The sequence below is a fragment of the Arthrobacter sp. MMS18-M83 genome, from assembly GCF_026683955.1.
In the GTDB taxonomy this organism is placed as follows: domain Bacteria; phylum Actinomycetota; class Actinomycetes; order Actinomycetales; family Micrococcaceae; genus Arthrobacter.
The window spans coordinates 1293637-1308406 of the sequence record NZ_CP113343.1 but is presented as its reverse complement, the minus strand read 5'-3'; the positions used below and the strand labels follow the sequence as shown (position 1 = coordinate 1308406).

Here is a 14770-nt window from a genome sequence, read left to right as displayed (position 1 = left end):
ACCGATGACAATTTTTGGCAATCGCTTGTCATCGCTGTTGCGCATGCCTAGACTCGGAGCAATCACCCGATGTGACGCGCACCACGCCATTGAGGTCATCGGGTTTCCAGGGAGGAAAACAATGAAGTTTGCATCGTCCGCCAAATTTGCCGCTGTTGCCCTAACAGCAGCCCTAGCTTTGACCGCCTGCGGAGGCGGGAGTACTAGCTCCGGAGGCAGTGCTGGCCCCGTTGACGGCAAGGGCAAGAAGCTGAGCGTCTTGACAGGTGTCAACGCGCAGTATTCTGCTCAACAAAAGCAGTGGTTCACCGACATTGCCGCCAAGTTCAAGGCGCAGACCGGTGCCGACGTCGAGTTCGAGACGTTCGCTTCCGCCAACGATGAACTGACCCGCATCCAGACGTCCGTCGTCTCGGGACAGGGTCCCGACGTGTACAGCCTCGGTACCACTTTCACCCCCACCGCGTACGCGACCAAGGCCTTCGTGACCCTCTCCGACGACGACTGGAAGAAGGTGGGTGGCAAGGACAAGTTCAACCCGGCAGCCCTGGGCATTTCTGGCCCCGACGCCCAGCACCAGGCAGGCATTCCCTTTGTCAGCCGGCCGTTCGTGATGGCCTACAACAAGGACCTCCTGGCCGCGGCCGGGATCGACAAGCCCGCTAGCAGCTGGGATGAGCTCGCAGCCCAGGCCAAGAAGATGACCAACCCGACCACCGGCACGTTTGGACTGGCCACCGGCTACAAGGACAACTACGACCCCTGGAAGTTCATCTGGGCGATGTCCGTGCAGGCAGGCAACCCGCTGGTGGACGGTAAGACGCTGAAGCTAGACGATCCGACTGTGAAGAAGGCCTACGACACCTACTTCGGTTGGCTCACCAAGGACAAGGTAGTTGACCCGGCTTCCATTGGATGGAGCAACAGCAACGCCGTGGCCGCTTTTGCCTCAGGCAAGGCTGGCTACTTGATGATGACGACGTCGAGCTCCCTCCCGACCCTCGAGAAGTCCGCTGTTGCGGGTAAGTATGCCTACGCAACCATGCCGACGACGGCACCCGGCCAGACGTCTCCGCAGGGAGACGCCGCGAACGCGGCCAGCATCCTGTCCGGTGACAACGTGGTTGTTGCCGACTACTCGAAGCAAAAGGACCTGGCCTTCGCATACGTCAACCTCATCACGTCCAAGGACGAGCAGTTGAACTTCCAGAAGATCTTCGGAGATCTGCCGGCCAACGCCGAGGCCCTGAAGGCGCTGGACAACCCGGCGCTGAAACCGGTTGCCGACACCGCTGCAAAGTCCAAGGCCACGCCGTTCACCGGTGCCTGGGGCGACATCCAGCTGGCTCTGCTCAACGTAGTGGTCCAGTCGATCCCCGACCTCTCCAAGGGTTCCGTGGACGATTCGAGCCTGCAGGCCCGCCTCAAGGACGCACAAACCAAGGGCCAGGCCTCACTTGACCGGGCTTCAAAGTAAGTAGGAACTGACATGTCCACCGATTCATTGACTGCGGGCAAGGCATCGCGCCGCAAATCGTCCCATGCTGCCAAGCCGGGCCCGCAGTCGCCCGAAAACGTGCCGCGGCGCCGCAAGGGGCTGAGCGAGCGCAACCGCCCCTTGTGGATGCTGATTCCAGGCGGCCTGCTGATGGTGATCATCATCGTGCTGCCGCTCCTGCTCGGCATCTTCATGTCGGGGCTGGACCTGGACCAGTATTCGCTGCGCAAGTGGGTCAGCGCTCCGTTCATCGGAGTGCAGAACTTCGTTGAAGCGCTGACCGCATCGCCTTTGTTGCACGCCATCTGGCTCAGTGTCAGCTACTCGCTGCTCGCCATGGTTGTCACTATCCCGCTGGGCATCGCCGGCGCCGTCGCGACCCAGAACGCATTCAAAGGCCGCGCGGTAATCCGTTCTATCTTCCTGATCCCTTATGTCCTGCCGTCCTTCGTGGTGGCCACGGTGTGGCGGACCATGTTCCAGCCGGGCAGTGTCATCGACTCGGCGCTGCACTCCGTTGGTATCAACGCCGGACTCTGGCTCAACGGACCACAGTCATTCTGGACCTTGATCCTGGTCCAGATCTGGGCATCGTGGCCGTTCGTCTACCTGCTGGCATTGTCCGGACTGCAGTCCGTGGACCACGAGGTCCACGAGGCTTCGGCCCTGGACGGTGCACTGTGGTGGAACAAGCTCCGCTATGTGGTCTTCCCCTACCTGAAGGGTCCGCTCGCCTTGGCGTTCCTGATCGGCATGCTGCACCACATCAACAACTTCACCTTGCCGTTCGTCCTCTTCGGGGTACCGGCACCGTCAGACGTCGAGCTCCTCCCGATCCTCACCTACGTCACCAGCTTCCAGAGCTTCAGGTTCGGGCTCAGCGCGGCCATGGCGTTCATTTCGCTGATCCTGATCGCGATCCCGTTGTTCGTCTATCTGCGGGCCGTCAAACTCGACGACGCCGAAACCCCCGGAGGCAAAAAGTGAGCACCGCAACTACCGCCGTCGGACGCCGTTCGAGCGAAGACTTCCGCCCGGGCTCCAAACGCCAGCACGAAGTCACCCGGCTCATGCCAGGACCCATGCTTGCCATCATCCTGACGGCGCTGTGTGCCCTGGTGCTCATTCCGGTGGCCTACATCTTCTTGGCATCCGTCAACTCGGACATCGGCGTGGCCCGTGGCGAGTTCCTCCCGTCCACGTTCTCCTTCGAGAACTACACCAAGATCTGGACGAGCGTTGGATTGGCCACTGGCCTGGCCAACAGCGTGCTCGTTGCCGGTTCCACCGCCGTGGTCTCCGCGCTGATGTCGATCGCCACCGCGTACGTCCTGGTCCGTTACCAGTTCCGAGGCCGCCTGACGATCCTTCGTGGGCTCCTGGCACTTCAATCGGTGCCTGGCACGCTCATGGTGCTTCCGGTATTCGTGCTGTTCTCGTCGGCCGCGAGCTACCTTGGCATCCAGGTGATCGGTACCCAGTGGGGCCTGTTCGTGACCTATCTGACGTTCGCAATGCCGTTCTCCACCTGGGTGATGGTCACCTATCTGCGCGGCCTGCCGCGCGAACTCGAAGAAGCTGCAAGGATCGACGGCGCCAGTAACCTAGGCGTGCTGGTCCGGATCATCCTCCCGCTGAGCTGGCCCGGCGTCGTTGTTTCCGGTATTTTCGCGTTCCTGCTCGGCTGGAACGACGTCCTGTTCGCCTCGGTCATGACGCGGCCCGAAAGCCAGACGGCCGCCGTCGCGCTCCAGGTCTTCGGTGCCTCGCAAGAAGGCGGCGCGATTCCCTTCTACGGCCAGATGATGGCGGCTTCCCTCGTGTGTGCTGCCCCGGTGGTCATCCTGTACCTGATTTTCCAGCGTTACCTAGTGGGCGGCCTGACCGCCGGAGGAGTTAAGTAGTTATGAGCACGCCAGCTGTTGAATGGGAGCTCTCGGGCTTCGGTGACGAGATCGACGACGACCCCAAGATCCAGATTGCCGTGATGCAGGCACTGGGAGCCAACCACATTGAAGTCCGCAGTGCATGGGGCACCAACATCGTGGATCTGAATGACGCGCAGCTTGGTGAACTGAAGTCCTTGCTGGATGCCGCGGACATGAAGGTTTCCGCGATTGCCTCGCCGATCGGGAAAGTGGATGTTTCCCTTCCCGTGGAACACGAGGTGGAACGGCTCCGCAGGGCCGTCAACGCCGCGCATGTCCTGGGATCCCGCTACATCCGGATCTTCTCCTTCTTCTACGGCGAGGACGTGGCGGTGGAGAGCATCCGGGACGACGTTATCGAACGCATGCGCGCCCTCGCGGACGTGGCTGAAGAGTCCGGCGTCGTCCTGTTGCACGAAAACGAGAAGGACATCTTCGGTGACATCCCGGAGCGGATTCTTGACATCATCGAATCCGTGGATTCTCCGGCACTGAAACTCGCCTGGGATGCGGCCAACTTCGTCCAGGTGGGCGTCAAGCCCTTCGACGAGGGCTACGCCAAGCTGCGCCCGCACGTTGAATACCTGCAGGTCAAGGACGCCCTGTTTTCGAACGCCACGGTGGTCCCGGCCGGCGAGGGCGACGGCGATGTCCTCCGCACCGTCGAGGCCCTGAAAGCCGACGGCTACACCGGCTTCGCCAGCCTCGAACCGCACCTCGCCGGTGCCCACGGATTGGGCGGTTTCTCCGGCCCGACAGCGTTTGGCATCGCTGCGAGGGCATTCGCGAAAGTTCTCAATGAAGCAGGAGTGGAAACCAAGTGACAGAGGAAAACTTGAGCCAAGGCGGCAGCGGCGTGCCCGGCGCATCCGGCGCACCAATTCACGCCGCAATCGTGGGGTGCGGAGTCATCGGCCGCACGCACGCGGCTGCGGTCCAGGAGTTTCCGGAGGTCGTCATCACGGCGCTGGTGGATGAGATTGCAGAGGCTTCCGAGGCGCTCGCCGCCAAGATCGAAGACCATGGTGCCCCGAAGCCGGCGGTTTTCCTGACCCTGGCCGAGGCGATCGCCGCTGCCCCGGTGGACTTGGTCATCGTCGCGACGCCCAGTGGGCTCCACATCCAGCAAGCGCTGGAAGCGCTCGACGCCGGCAAGCACGTCGTGATCGAAAAACCGCTCGACGTCGACTTGAGCCGGGCGGACGAGATCCTTGTCGCGGCCAAGGCCGCCGAGGCCAAGGGCTTGGTGGCCACCGTGATCAGCCAGCACCGCTTCGATCCGGCCAGCCGGGTGGTGGACGAGGCCCGCCGTGCTGGACGCTTCGGTACCCTGACTTCCGCCGTCGCTTCGGTCAGCTGGTGGCGGAGCCAGGGCTATTACGATTCCGGCGCCTGGCGCGGAACCTGGGCCATGGACGGCGGTGGCGCCATCATGAACCAAGGCGTCCACACCGTGGATCTGCTTTTATGGTTCCTCGGCCAGCCCGTCGAGATCAGCGCCAAAACTGCGCTGCTGGCGCACGAAGGCGTTGAGGTGGAGGACACCGCTGTGGCCACCCTGACGTTTGAGTCAGGCGCCCTTGCCGTACTCCACGCCACAACGGCGGCGTACCCGGGCTTGACGGTTCGCCTGCAGGTCATGGGAAGCAAGGGTTCCGCGGTGATCGACAACGACGATCTCGCGTACTTCCACGCTTCCGACGCGGCTGATCCAGCGGAGAGCAATGCCATGGGCATCCTCGGCGGCGGGAACCAGGCCGCCGTCGAGCTCGCCAAATACCCGGACGACAAAGTGGAAGCGCTGGACCCAACCGTCTACCCGGCTGGACATGTCCGCCAGTACCGCGACATCGTTGCAGCGATCCGCGCAGGCCGCCCCGCCGGGGTTACCGTGCAGGACGCCGTGACCGCCCTTGCCACTGTGCGTGCCCTGTATGTCTCGGCCACCCTGGGCCAGCCCGTGCTGATCGCCGATGTCCTTGCTGGAAAGTACAACACCGTGGAAGTCAGCACCGGCAACGCCGGCGCCGACCGGCGGCAGGGGGTTTCGGCATGAAGTTTTCCGTTTTCACCGCCTCCACGCCCGAATGGTCGCCCGAAGAAGCCGCCACAAAGCTTGCTGCCCAGGGATGGGACGGCATCGAATGGCGGGTCACCGATCAGGCGGAGGCGGCGGAACCGGGCTTCTGGGCCGGGAACCGCGCCACTTGGCCCATGACGGGTTTGGAGGACTCGATCCCTGAGATTGCCCGGCTCACCGCGGCGTCGGGGCTCGAATTCTCGGGTCTCGGCGGCTACGCCCGCTGCGATAACCACGACGACGTCGATCGTGTCCTCGCTGCCACTGCGGCCTTGGGTGCCAAGCAGGTCCGCGTGAACGTGTTGCCGCTTGGCAACTCCAACATGGGTGGCCAGGAACCCACCGGCCTGTCCTACCCGGAGCTCTTCCAAGCTACCCGGGAACACTACGAGTGGATTGCCGGCCGCGCTGCACACCACGGTGTCAAGGCGCTCGTGGAACTGCACCATGGAACGGTGACGGCCTCGGCCTCGTCGGCAAGGCGATTGCTGGAAGGGCTGGATCCCCAGCATGTTGGGGTTATCCATGACCTTGGCAACTTGCTGATCGAGGGCTGGGAATCGCCGCTGCCTGCACTCCAGCTCCTTGGCCCGTACTTGGCGCATGTCCACGTGAAGAACGCACGCTGGGTCCGCACCGACTCGAAGGACGAATCCGGCGCGGCTGTGTGGGTCAACGAATGGGCCCCCTTGGCGGAGGGGCAGGGAAGCGTCCTCGGCTACTTCCGGGCACTCGCAGAGGTTGGCTACGACTCCTGGGTCACTCTGGAGGACTTTTCCACAGAGCTTCCTTTGGAGGAACGGACGGCGTCGAACTTGGCGTATGTCCGCAAGGCTGCCGCTTTGGCTGGGTTCGCCGTCGTCGATCCCGCTCCGGCACCCTGACGGATCCGCTCTCTTCGAAGCTGAAACACAACAGCAGCCGCTTGCCTTCGGAGGCAAGCGGCTGCTGTGTTGTTTGGAGGTGCGTCAGATGATGCGTGCCGCCTTGGCCAGGTTGTCCTTGAGCTCGGCCGCATTCTGCCGAATCACGTAGGCCGGGCGGTCACGCTCCGCGCGCCAGCTCTCATCCAGCGGTCCGATATTCACGGTGTCGAAGCCGAACTCGTCGTAGAGCTTCGCCACGAGTTCGGCCGCCTCGGGGTAGTCGCTCGCGGTGGCCAGCGCGCGCCGGTTTTCGGTGCCCGCCGGGTTACCGTCGGAGGTGATCTCCTTCGCCATGATGTGGTTGAAGCCCTTGGCCACCTTGGACGTGGGCAGGTGCTTTTGCAGCAGCCCGGACGTGGTGGTCTCTCCCTTGTCCAGCTCCGGGATGCGGCCGTCCCGCTCCCAGTAGTAGTTGTTCGTGTCGATCACAATCTTGCCCTCGAGGGGCTCCACGGGAATGTCCCGGTAGCTCCTGAGAGGCACGGTGACGACGGCGAAATCGCCCGCCGCTGCTGCCTCGGCCGGTGTTGCGGCCCGTGCATGTGTGCCCAGCTCTGCCACCAGTTCCGCGAGCGTCTCCGGCCCCCGCGAGTTGCTGATCACTACGTCATACCCAAGCTCAACCGCTTTGCGGGCGACTTGGCTGCCAATGTGTCCTGCACCGATGATTCCGATTGTTGTCATATTTGCGCCAACACCGCCCCCGGCCAGGATATTTCGCAGGTCGCGGCCGGTGACGCCGAGGCGAGTGGAAGCGCCGCCGTTAATTCGGCGAGTTCCTGCTATGTTTTGCGGATGGGCCATGCTGTCACGCTGAAGAACGTCGCCGCCCACGCCGGCGTGTCCAGGACCACCGCCTCGAACGTGCTGACCGGCACCGGGCGCGTGTCCTCCGAGACCCGGGACCGGGTGCACCAAGCAATACGCGAGCTCGGGTACGTCTACAACCGTGGAGCCGCATCGCTTCGCACCCGGCGGACCACAACCGTCGGAGTCGTTGTCACCGACATCGCCAACCCCTTTTTTGGCGAGCTCCTCGTGGGACTCGAATCAGCGCTGGCTGAGGCAGGGTTCCGCTCGCTCGTGGTCGCGTCCTCGGACGACCCCGTGCGGCAGGACGAACTCGTAGCGGAGCTTCGTGAGTACCAGGTCGCCGGGCTTGCCATCATGCCGGCCACCGGCTCAGGGCGGAGCTTCCTCGAAGGACTCGAGGCTTCCCGCATACCGCACGTCTTCGTGACCAAGTATTTGGAAGGCGTTTCTGCTCCGTATGTTGGACCCGATGATCGCCTAGGGGGCCGCCTGGCGGCGGAACACCTTCTGGGCCATGGGTGCCGGACGTTCGCGTTCGTCGGCGGGCTGGCTGGTCATCTCTCGCGCCGGGACCGGATTGAGGGCGTGCGATCGGCGCTGGCGGAAGCCGGGGTGGAACCGGACCGTTTCATCGACATCGAGAGTCCGTCGAACGGTGCCGGCGGCCTGCAGGCGGGGGAACGGCTTCTAGCGCGAGGCCAACTCCCGGACGCGATCATATGCCAGAGCGACGCGGTTGCCTTTGGCGTCTACCGGGCCCTGCGCGTCGCAGGGAGAGCTGCAGATGTTCGGGTGATCGGCTATGACGATGTTCGGGCAGCGGCGCTCTGGGAGCCTCCCCTGACGTCAGTCGCGACCCGACCCGAGAGGCTCGGGCGCGCGGCCGCCGAGTTGCTCCTCGACGAAATCGCCGAGCCCTCCACCGGTATCTCCGAGCGCATCTTCGCCCCGGAACTCGTGGTCAGGGAATCGTGCGGGTGCCACAGCGCTCCTTGACAGAAAATGCTTGACAGTGATGCGTGTCACCTGACACGATCGGCGGAGTGCTGAATCGATCCGGCAAAGTTGGAGCCGGTTGGATGCGCTAGTTTTTTGAAATTGTGGTGGATCGATTCGGCACTGTTGCCGAATCGATCCACCAGAGCTGGACCTACCCTGAGGCACTCGATCCCCAAGGAGCAATCTGTGGACATCAACCCCTTTTCTACCCCATCATTTGCCGGATCTCTCGGCGGCCGCCGTCGTTCGTCCCGCCGCCGGAGGATGGCCGCCGTCCTTTCGGTCACCGGCGCGATCAGCATCGCCCTAAGCGGCTGCGGAAGCAACGCATCGCCGTCGGCCGGCCCTGCGGTCCACGTCGTGGATCCGGCTTCGGCAAAGGGCGCCTCAGGGAGCCTTTCGATCTGCGGCGGAAGGGACTCCGTGGGCCTCTACAAAGGCACCGTCGACGCATTCATGAAGGCAAACCCCGGGATCACCGCGAAGTACACCGTCCTGGGCGCCACCACGGACGAGAGCCGAACCCAGGCGGTGCAGCGGCTCCAGGCGAAGTCGAGCGAGTGCGATCTGTATCTCACGGACGTGACGTGGACTCCCGAATTCGCTTCGCAGGGCTGGCTCCAGGACATGAGCAAGGTGACCGACGCCGTCAAGGGGACCCTCATCCCGTCAACGGTCGCCACCACGCAATACAAGGACAAGTCCTGGGCCACTCCGTTCTACACGAATGCCGGTCTTATCTACTATGCCAAGGACAAGGTGGCGAAGCCCGAGACCTGGCAGCAGGTGTACGCCGAAGCAGCAAAGTCTCCGGGTAACGGCTTGGTGTACCAGGGCAAGCAGTATGAAGGCCTCACCGTGAATTTCCTCGAGCTCCTCTACAGCGCGGGAGGTGAGGTCATCGACGATCACGGGAACGTCAAGGTCGATTCGCCTGAAACCCGCAAGGTGCTCGACTTCATGGCGAAGGGCATCAAGAACGGTTCTGCCGACCGGGCTGTGCTGACCTACGATGAGAACGCGTCGCGCCTGGCGTACGAGTCCAGCAAGTTCGGCTATGAACGCAACTGGCCGAACGTCTACGGGCAACTGAACGCGACACGGCTGAAGGGTACGTTCGGCGTCGCTCCCTTGCCGGCCTTCGACGGCACTTCCAAGGGCAGCGGCGTACTCGGCGGGTGGAACCTGGCAATCTCGGCGTTCTCGTCGAACCCGGGTGCCGCCGTGGCTTTCGTGAACTTCGAGTCCACTCCTGAATGGCAGAAGCACGTTGCGATGGACTACTCCCAGGCACCCGTGGACGAGGCGGCCTACTCGGACGCGGACGTCCTGGCGAAGATGCCCTTCGCCAAGGAGCTCCTGCTCTCCGTCAAGGGCGCCAAGCCTCGACCTGTCTCTCCTGTCTATTCGCAGATCTCTGAAGCCATCTACAAGAACGTCTACTCCGTGCTTTCGGGAACCTCGGGCACAGACGAGGCCGTGAAGAAGATGGCCGATCAGATCAAGAGCGCCCAGGCGAGCTTCTGATGACGGCGATCCGACCCCTTGCAGCCCGCCGACATCCCAGCAAACGGGACGGTGCAGAGCGGCGCCTCGCCGCCGGCATGACCGCGCCATCCCTTATCCTCATGGCGCTCGTAGCGGCCGTGCCGATCGGATTCGCCATCTGGCTCTCTTTCAACCAATACAGCGTCCGCCAGGCCGGGCTTTCGCGGTTCGTGGGGCTCGGCAACTACGTTGACGCCCTCGCGGGTCCGGAGTGGTGGAAGGCATTCGGCCAGACCTTCCTCTTCGCGGCCTGCTCTGTCTCACTCGAGATGGTTCTCGGGACGGGGATGGCGCTGCTGCTCAACCTCGCCTTCCGAGGCCGAGCGCTGCTCCGCACGGTTGTCCTCCTGCCCTACGCGATCATCACTGTGGTCAGCGCGATCACGTGGCAAACCATGTTCGATCCGACCACTGGATTCGTGCCGCAGATCCTCGCTTCACTCCACCTTCCGGGTGCCGGAGTTGTTTGGCTCGGGGAGCAGGGCTACGCCATGGCCGTGATCGTGATGGCGGACGTGTGGAAGACGACGCCGTTCGCTGCCCTCATCATCCTCGCCGGACTGCAGACCATCTCCCAAGAGACCTACGAGGCCGCCGAACTCGACGGGGCCGGCAAATGGAAGACGTTCGTCAACATCACGCTCCCGCTCCTCCGGCCCGCAATCGTCCTCGCCGCGATCTTCCGGACGCTGGACGCGCTGAGGATCTTCGACCTGCCGTTCGTCCTCACCCATGGAGCCAACGGCACGCAGTCCATGTCAATGCTGGCCTACAGCCAACTGAACGAGAACCGGCTCGTCGGACAGGGCTCCGCGCTCTCCATCCTCACCTTCCTGACCGTCATGATCGTCTCTGCCGTGTACATCCGCTTCGGAGGCGGAAACATCCGCGACATCGCGCGGGAGGACCGCCCATGAGTACTCTGACCGCCTCACGGCCCTCCGCCGAGCAGCTCGAGACCACCCGTGCCACAAGGCCTAGGCGCAGCAGGACCCGACTTCACCCGCTCGTGTGGATTTTCGCCGTCGTCGTCATGGGGTTCTCCCTTGTGCCTTTCTACTGGCTTGTCAGCACCTCGCTGAAGAAGGGCGCGAGCCTGGGTCAAGGCGAGCTTTTCCCGAGTCAACCGACCATCGACAACTACCTCTCGGTGTTCGGTAACGCCGACTTCCTCCTGGCGCTGCGCAATTCCGTGATTATCGCCGTCGTCACCACCGTCGTCGCGCTCGTGTTCGCCTCGTTCGCCGCCTACGCTCTTGCGCGCCTGAAGATGCGCCGCAAGGCCCTCATCCTGACTTTGGTCCTTTCGGTCACGACGTTTCCCGCCATTGCGATTGCCGCCCCGATGTTCGCCATTTGGCGGGAGATCGGCCTTTACGACACGCTTCTGGGCCTCATCATTCCCAAGCTCACGTTTGCGCTGCCGCTGGCCATCTACACCCTGACCTCCTTCTTCCGGGACATCCCGCGGGAACTCGAGGAATCCGCCTACGTGGATGGGGCCACGCCGTTCCAAGCGTTTAGGAGGGTCATTCTCCCGCTCGCCGTCCCGGGCCTCGCGACCACCGCCATCCTGGTGTTCATCTCGGTCTGGAACGAGTTCCTCCTCGCCGTGACCCTGACGAGCTCTCCGGCTGCCAGGCCGGTACCGGTGGCGATCGCCTTCTTCAACGGCATGAGCGAATTCGACGTTCCACTTGGCCGAATCAGCGCCGCTTCAGTCATCGTCACGATCCCGCTGGTAGTCCTGGTGCTCATTTGCCAGAAGCGGATTGTCGCCGGGATGACCGCCGGAGCAGTCAAGGGCTGAACCAAGCCACCTACCCCCCAATTCACCGTAGATCGAAATTACATCGTAGATAAGGAACCATTTCCGTGAACCCCGAGAAATCCGAAGCTCCCGCACCACTCAAGGTCGGCGTGGTCGGTATCGGCTGGGCCGGCCAGCAGCACCTGAAGGCCTACAGCACAATTCCCGGCATCGAGATTGTCGCCGTCGCCGGGATGGAGGAGGAACTGCTCCTCGCGCTCCAGGCCGAATACGCCATTCCGCATGCCTTCCTCCGTTGGGAGGACATGATCGGGCACCAAGAACTCAACGCTATCAGCGTCGCCGTTCCGACCTTTCTGCACGCGCCCATCGCCGTCGCCGCCCTCGAGCGCGGACTCCACGTCCTGAGTGAGAAGCCGCTCGCCCGCACTGCGGAGGAAGGCCGAACCATGGTCGCCGCAGCCCGCAAGGCGGGCCGGGTCCTCGACGTCGCCTTCAATCACCGGCGCCGGGGAGACATTCAGAAGCTCAAGTCCATCATCGACGCGGGCGAGCTCGGCCGCCCCTACTACGCGAAGGCGTCGTGGCTCCGCCGCACCGGCATTCCCCGGCTCGGGAGCTGGTTCACGAACCCGGAGCTTTCCGGAGGCGGCCCGATGGCAGATATCGGCGTCCATGTGCTTGACTATGCCCTCCACCTGCTCGGCGAGCCGAAAGTCCTGAGTGTCTCGGCGACCGTCCATGCCGAGCTGGGGCCCAAGGGGCGCGGTGGTAGTGCACGCTTCTCGCCCATGAGCGCTGAGCACGCCTTCGAAGTCGAAGACTTCGCCTCTGCGTTCCTCAGGCTGGAGGGCGGCGCAACCCTCCTCATCGAGGCAGGCTGGGCCAGCTACCGAGAGACGGATGACCTGATCGGCTTCATGGTCTACGGTACGGACGGGGGCGCCGAATTGAAGGCCAAAGGATCACCGTCCGCCCCTGTTGGCGAACTCACGATCTTCACCGACAGGAACGGCGAGAACGCAGACTACATGCCTGAAGCCCAGCCGGGGCGGGGTCATCAGGCCGTCGTGGAAGATTTCGTGCAGATCGTGCGCGGCGGCGAAAGCGTGTGGGGGGATCACGACGGTTCCCTGGCCCTGGGCCGGGCGGAGATCATCGATGCGTGCTACCTGTCCGCTCGCGAAGCTAAGGAGGTCCAGCTGTGAACAGCGCCGGAAAACTGAGCGTCCTTGTCTGGAACGAGGGAGTTCACGAGTCCCTCAATGAACCCGAACACATCGGGCGGATCTATCCCGAGGGCATCCACGGCGCGATCGCGGACGGCATTCGCGAGGCCATTCCCGGCGCCGACATCTCGACGGCCACGCTCGCTTCGGACGAGGACCACGGATTGTCGGAGGAGACGTTGGCGGCGACCGACGTGCTGCTGTGGTGGGGCCACAAAGCCCACGCTGAAGTCAATGACAGAGTGGTCGAGCGCGTCCAGCGGCACGTTCTCGGCGGCATGGGGCTGATCGTCCTGCACTCGGGGCACTTCGCTAAAGTATTTACCCGGCTCCTCGGCACAAGCTGCTCACTGGCATGGCGCAATGATGGCGAGCGCGAGCTCGTGTGGACGGTCAAACCCTCGCACCCCATCGCTGACGGCGTCGAGAACCCGATTGTCATTCCCCAGCAGGAGATGTACGGAGAGCTGTTCGATATTCCGGATCCGGACGACCTCATCTTTATCAGCTCGTTCGCGGGCGGCGAAGTCTTCCGATCGGGCGTCACGTTCACTCGGGGCAAGGGCAGGATCTTCTACTTCAGCCCCGGAGACCAGGAGTACCCGGTCTACCACCATCCGCAGGTCCGACGGGTCATCGCGAACGGTGTCAGTTGGGCCGCGCAGCCTGAAACGGACCGGGTTGCTCCGGAAGTCAGCAACCAGCCGCGGGGCTGGTTCGAAACCCACACTTCGCCCGAACCCCAGCATGGTCCGGAATCGTCAATCCTGCCTGAGGAGGTTCTGCGATGAGTCGTCCGCTGGGCGTGGCCGCCATTGGGTACGCATTCATGGGCAAGGCGCATTCGCACGCATGGCGGAACGTGGCCGCGTACTTCGATGTTCCGGCCGTGGAGCAGCGCGTGCTGGTGGGCCGGGACGCCGCGCAAGTCGCGGGGGCGGCTGCCCGGTACGGGTGGGCAGAGTCCGCGACGGACTGGCGCGAGGTCATCGCTCGGGACGATGTGGACATCGTTGACATCTGCGCCCCGGGCTGGCTGCACGCCGAGATCGCGATCGCGGCCCTCGCGGTCGGCAAGCACGTGCTCGTGGAGAAGCCGCTGTCCAACACGCTCGCGGAGTCCGAGGCTATGGTCGCTGCCGCTCAGACGGCCAGGGAGCGCGGGGTGTTGTCCATGGTCGGGTTCAACTACCGGCGCCTACCCGCACTCGCGTACGCCCGCGGACTCATCGCCGAGGGCCGGCTCGGCACGGTCCGCGAAGTCCGCGCCTCCTACCTGCAGGACTGGCTCGCGGACTCCGAGTCGCCGATGACCTGGCGCCTGCGGAAGGAGACCGCCGGGTCCGGGGCACTGGGAGACATTGCTTCGCACGCGATCGACCAGGTCCAGTACCTCTTGGGCGACAGGGTCATCGAGGCTTCCGGTCGCCTGCACACCTTCGTGGGCCACCGCCCGGGCCCGGACGGGACTGAGGAGGTAACGGTCGACGACGCCGCGTGGGCTACCCTGGCGCTTGCGGGCGGGGCCATCGCCTCGGTGGAGGCCTCCCGCGTTGCGACCGGGCGGAAGAACTCGCTGCGGATCGAGGTCTATGGCACAGAGGGCGCATTGGCGTTCGACCTCGAGCGGCTCAACGAGCTCGAGTTCCTCGACGCTACCGGGCCCGCAGTGGAGCAGGGCTTCCGCCGGATCGTTGTCACCGAGCCCGGGCACCCCTACGTGGAGGCATGGTGGCCGCAGGGCCACGTGATCGGCTGGGAGCACACCTTTACCCACCAGATCCGCGACTTCCTCACAGCGATCCGCGGCGGGACCCCACCGTCGCCGTCGTTCGAGGAGGGGTTGCAGGTCCAGCGCGTCCTGGCCGCGATCGAGGAATCCGCCGCGGCCAAGTCGGCCGTCTTCCAGGTATAAGTGCGCCTGATGCCCCAGCCGCGTGCGCGGACGGTGCCACGGCTGGGGCTGGCGACGCGGAAT

General features: G+C 64.0%; 14 protein-coding genes. 13 read left to right on the top strand and 1 reads right to left on the bottom strand.

Annotated elements, in window-relative coordinates; translation table 11 throughout:
* The first annotated feature begins 121 nt into the window (after positions 1 to 121).
* The 6 genes from OW521_RS06140 to OW521_RS06115 all read left to right on the top strand — a co-directional run bounded on the left by OW521_RS06140 (position 122) and on the right by OW521_RS06115 (position 6390).
* Positions 122 to 1477 (top strand): ABC transporter substrate-binding protein, encoded by a 1356-nt coding sequence (locus OW521_RS06140; RefSeq protein ID WP_268023802.1) that lies wholly within the window; start codon positions 122 to 124, stop codon positions 1475 to 1477.
* 12 nt (positions 1478 to 1489) lie between these two features.
* A complete protein-coding gene (locus OW521_RS06135) occupies positions 1490 to 2485 on the top strand; it encodes a carbohydrate ABC transporter permease (protein WP_268023800.1) in 996 nt (331 codons plus the stop codon).
* Between the two features lie 83 nt (positions 2486 to 2568).
* Entirely contained in the window at positions 2569 to 3402 is an 834-nt protein-coding gene (locus OW521_RS06130; RefSeq protein ID WP_442781264.1) for a carbohydrate ABC transporter permease, read from the top strand.
* A 2-nt stretch (positions 3403 to 3404) separates the two neighbouring features.
* The gene (locus OW521_RS06125; protein WP_268023796.1) at positions 3405 to 4250 is read left to right on the top strand and encodes a sugar phosphate isomerase/epimerase family protein; all 846 of its coding nucleotides are present in this window, start codon (positions 3405 to 3407) and stop codon (positions 4248 to 4250) included.
* The gene (locus OW521_RS06120) at positions 4247 to 5482 is read left to right on the top strand and encodes a Gfo/Idh/MocA family protein (RefSeq protein ID WP_268023794.1); all 1236 of its coding nucleotides are present in this window, start codon (positions 4247 to 4249) and stop codon (positions 5480 to 5482) included. Before OW521_RS06125 ends, OW521_RS06120 begins: the two co-directional genes overlap by 4 nt.
* Positions 5479 to 6390 carry a sugar phosphate isomerase/epimerase family protein gene (locus tag OW521_RS06115; protein WP_268023792.1) on the top strand — a complete coding sequence of 304 codons (912 nt, stop codon included), beginning with the start codon at positions 5479 to 5481 and terminating at the stop codon, positions 6388 to 6390. The genes OW521_RS06120 and OW521_RS06115 overlap by 4 nt, the downstream gene beginning before the upstream one ends.
* A gap of 84 nt (positions 6391 to 6474) precedes the next feature.
* On the opposite strand, the gene OW521_RS06110 is transcribed toward OW521_RS06115, so the two are convergent.
* The gene (locus OW521_RS06110) at positions 6475 to 7116 is read right to left on the bottom strand and encodes an NADPH-dependent F420 reductase (protein WP_268023790.1); all 642 of its coding nucleotides are present in this window, start codon (positions 7114 to 7116) and stop codon (positions 6475 to 6477) included.
* Between the two features lie 111 nt (positions 7117 to 7227).
* Here OW521_RS06110 and OW521_RS06105 point away from each other — a divergent pair, with 111 nt between their 5' ends.
* The 7 genes from OW521_RS06105 to OW521_RS06075 all read left to right on the top strand — a co-directional run bounded on the left by OW521_RS06105 (position 7228) and on the right by OW521_RS06075 (position 14707).
* Positions 7228 to 8241, top strand: coding sequence for a LacI family DNA-binding transcriptional regulator (locus OW521_RS06105; RefSeq protein ID WP_268023788.1), 1014 nt, complete (start codon positions 7228 to 7230; stop codon positions 8239 to 8241).
* 189 nt (positions 8242 to 8430) lie between these two features.
* Positions 8431 to 9771 carry an ABC transporter substrate-binding protein gene (locus OW521_RS06100; RefSeq protein ID WP_268023786.1) on the top strand — a complete coding sequence of 447 codons (1341 nt, stop codon included), beginning with the start codon at positions 8431 to 8433 and terminating at the stop codon, positions 9769 to 9771.
* Positions 9771 to 10709, top strand: a complete 939-nt coding sequence (locus tag OW521_RS06095) for a carbohydrate ABC transporter permease (RefSeq protein WP_268023784.1) — start codon at positions 9771 to 9773, stop codon at positions 10707 to 10709. Before OW521_RS06100 ends, OW521_RS06095 begins: the two co-directional genes overlap by 1 nt.
* Positions 10706 to 11602, top strand: coding sequence for a carbohydrate ABC transporter permease (locus OW521_RS06090; protein ID WP_268023783.1), 897 nt, complete (start codon positions 10706 to 10708; stop codon positions 11600 to 11602). Before OW521_RS06095 ends, OW521_RS06090 begins: the two co-directional genes overlap by 4 nt.
* 65 nt (positions 11603 to 11667) lie before the next feature.
* Positions 11668 to 12771 carry a Gfo/Idh/MocA family protein gene (locus OW521_RS06085; RefSeq protein ID WP_268023782.1) on the top strand — a complete coding sequence of 368 codons (1104 nt, stop codon included), beginning with the start codon at positions 11668 to 11670 and terminating at the stop codon, positions 12769 to 12771.
* Entirely contained in the window at positions 12768 to 13583 is an 816-nt protein-coding gene (locus OW521_RS06080; RefSeq protein WP_268023781.1) for a ThuA domain-containing protein, read from the top strand. Before OW521_RS06085 ends, OW521_RS06080 begins: the two co-directional genes overlap by 4 nt.
* Positions 13580 to 14707 carry a Gfo/Idh/MocA family protein gene (locus OW521_RS06075; protein ID WP_268023780.1) on the top strand — a complete coding sequence of 376 codons (1128 nt, stop codon included), beginning with the start codon at positions 13580 to 13582 and terminating at the stop codon, positions 14705 to 14707. The genes OW521_RS06080 and OW521_RS06075 overlap by 4 nt, the downstream gene beginning before the upstream one ends.
* Positions 14708 to 14770 lie beyond the last annotated feature (63 nt).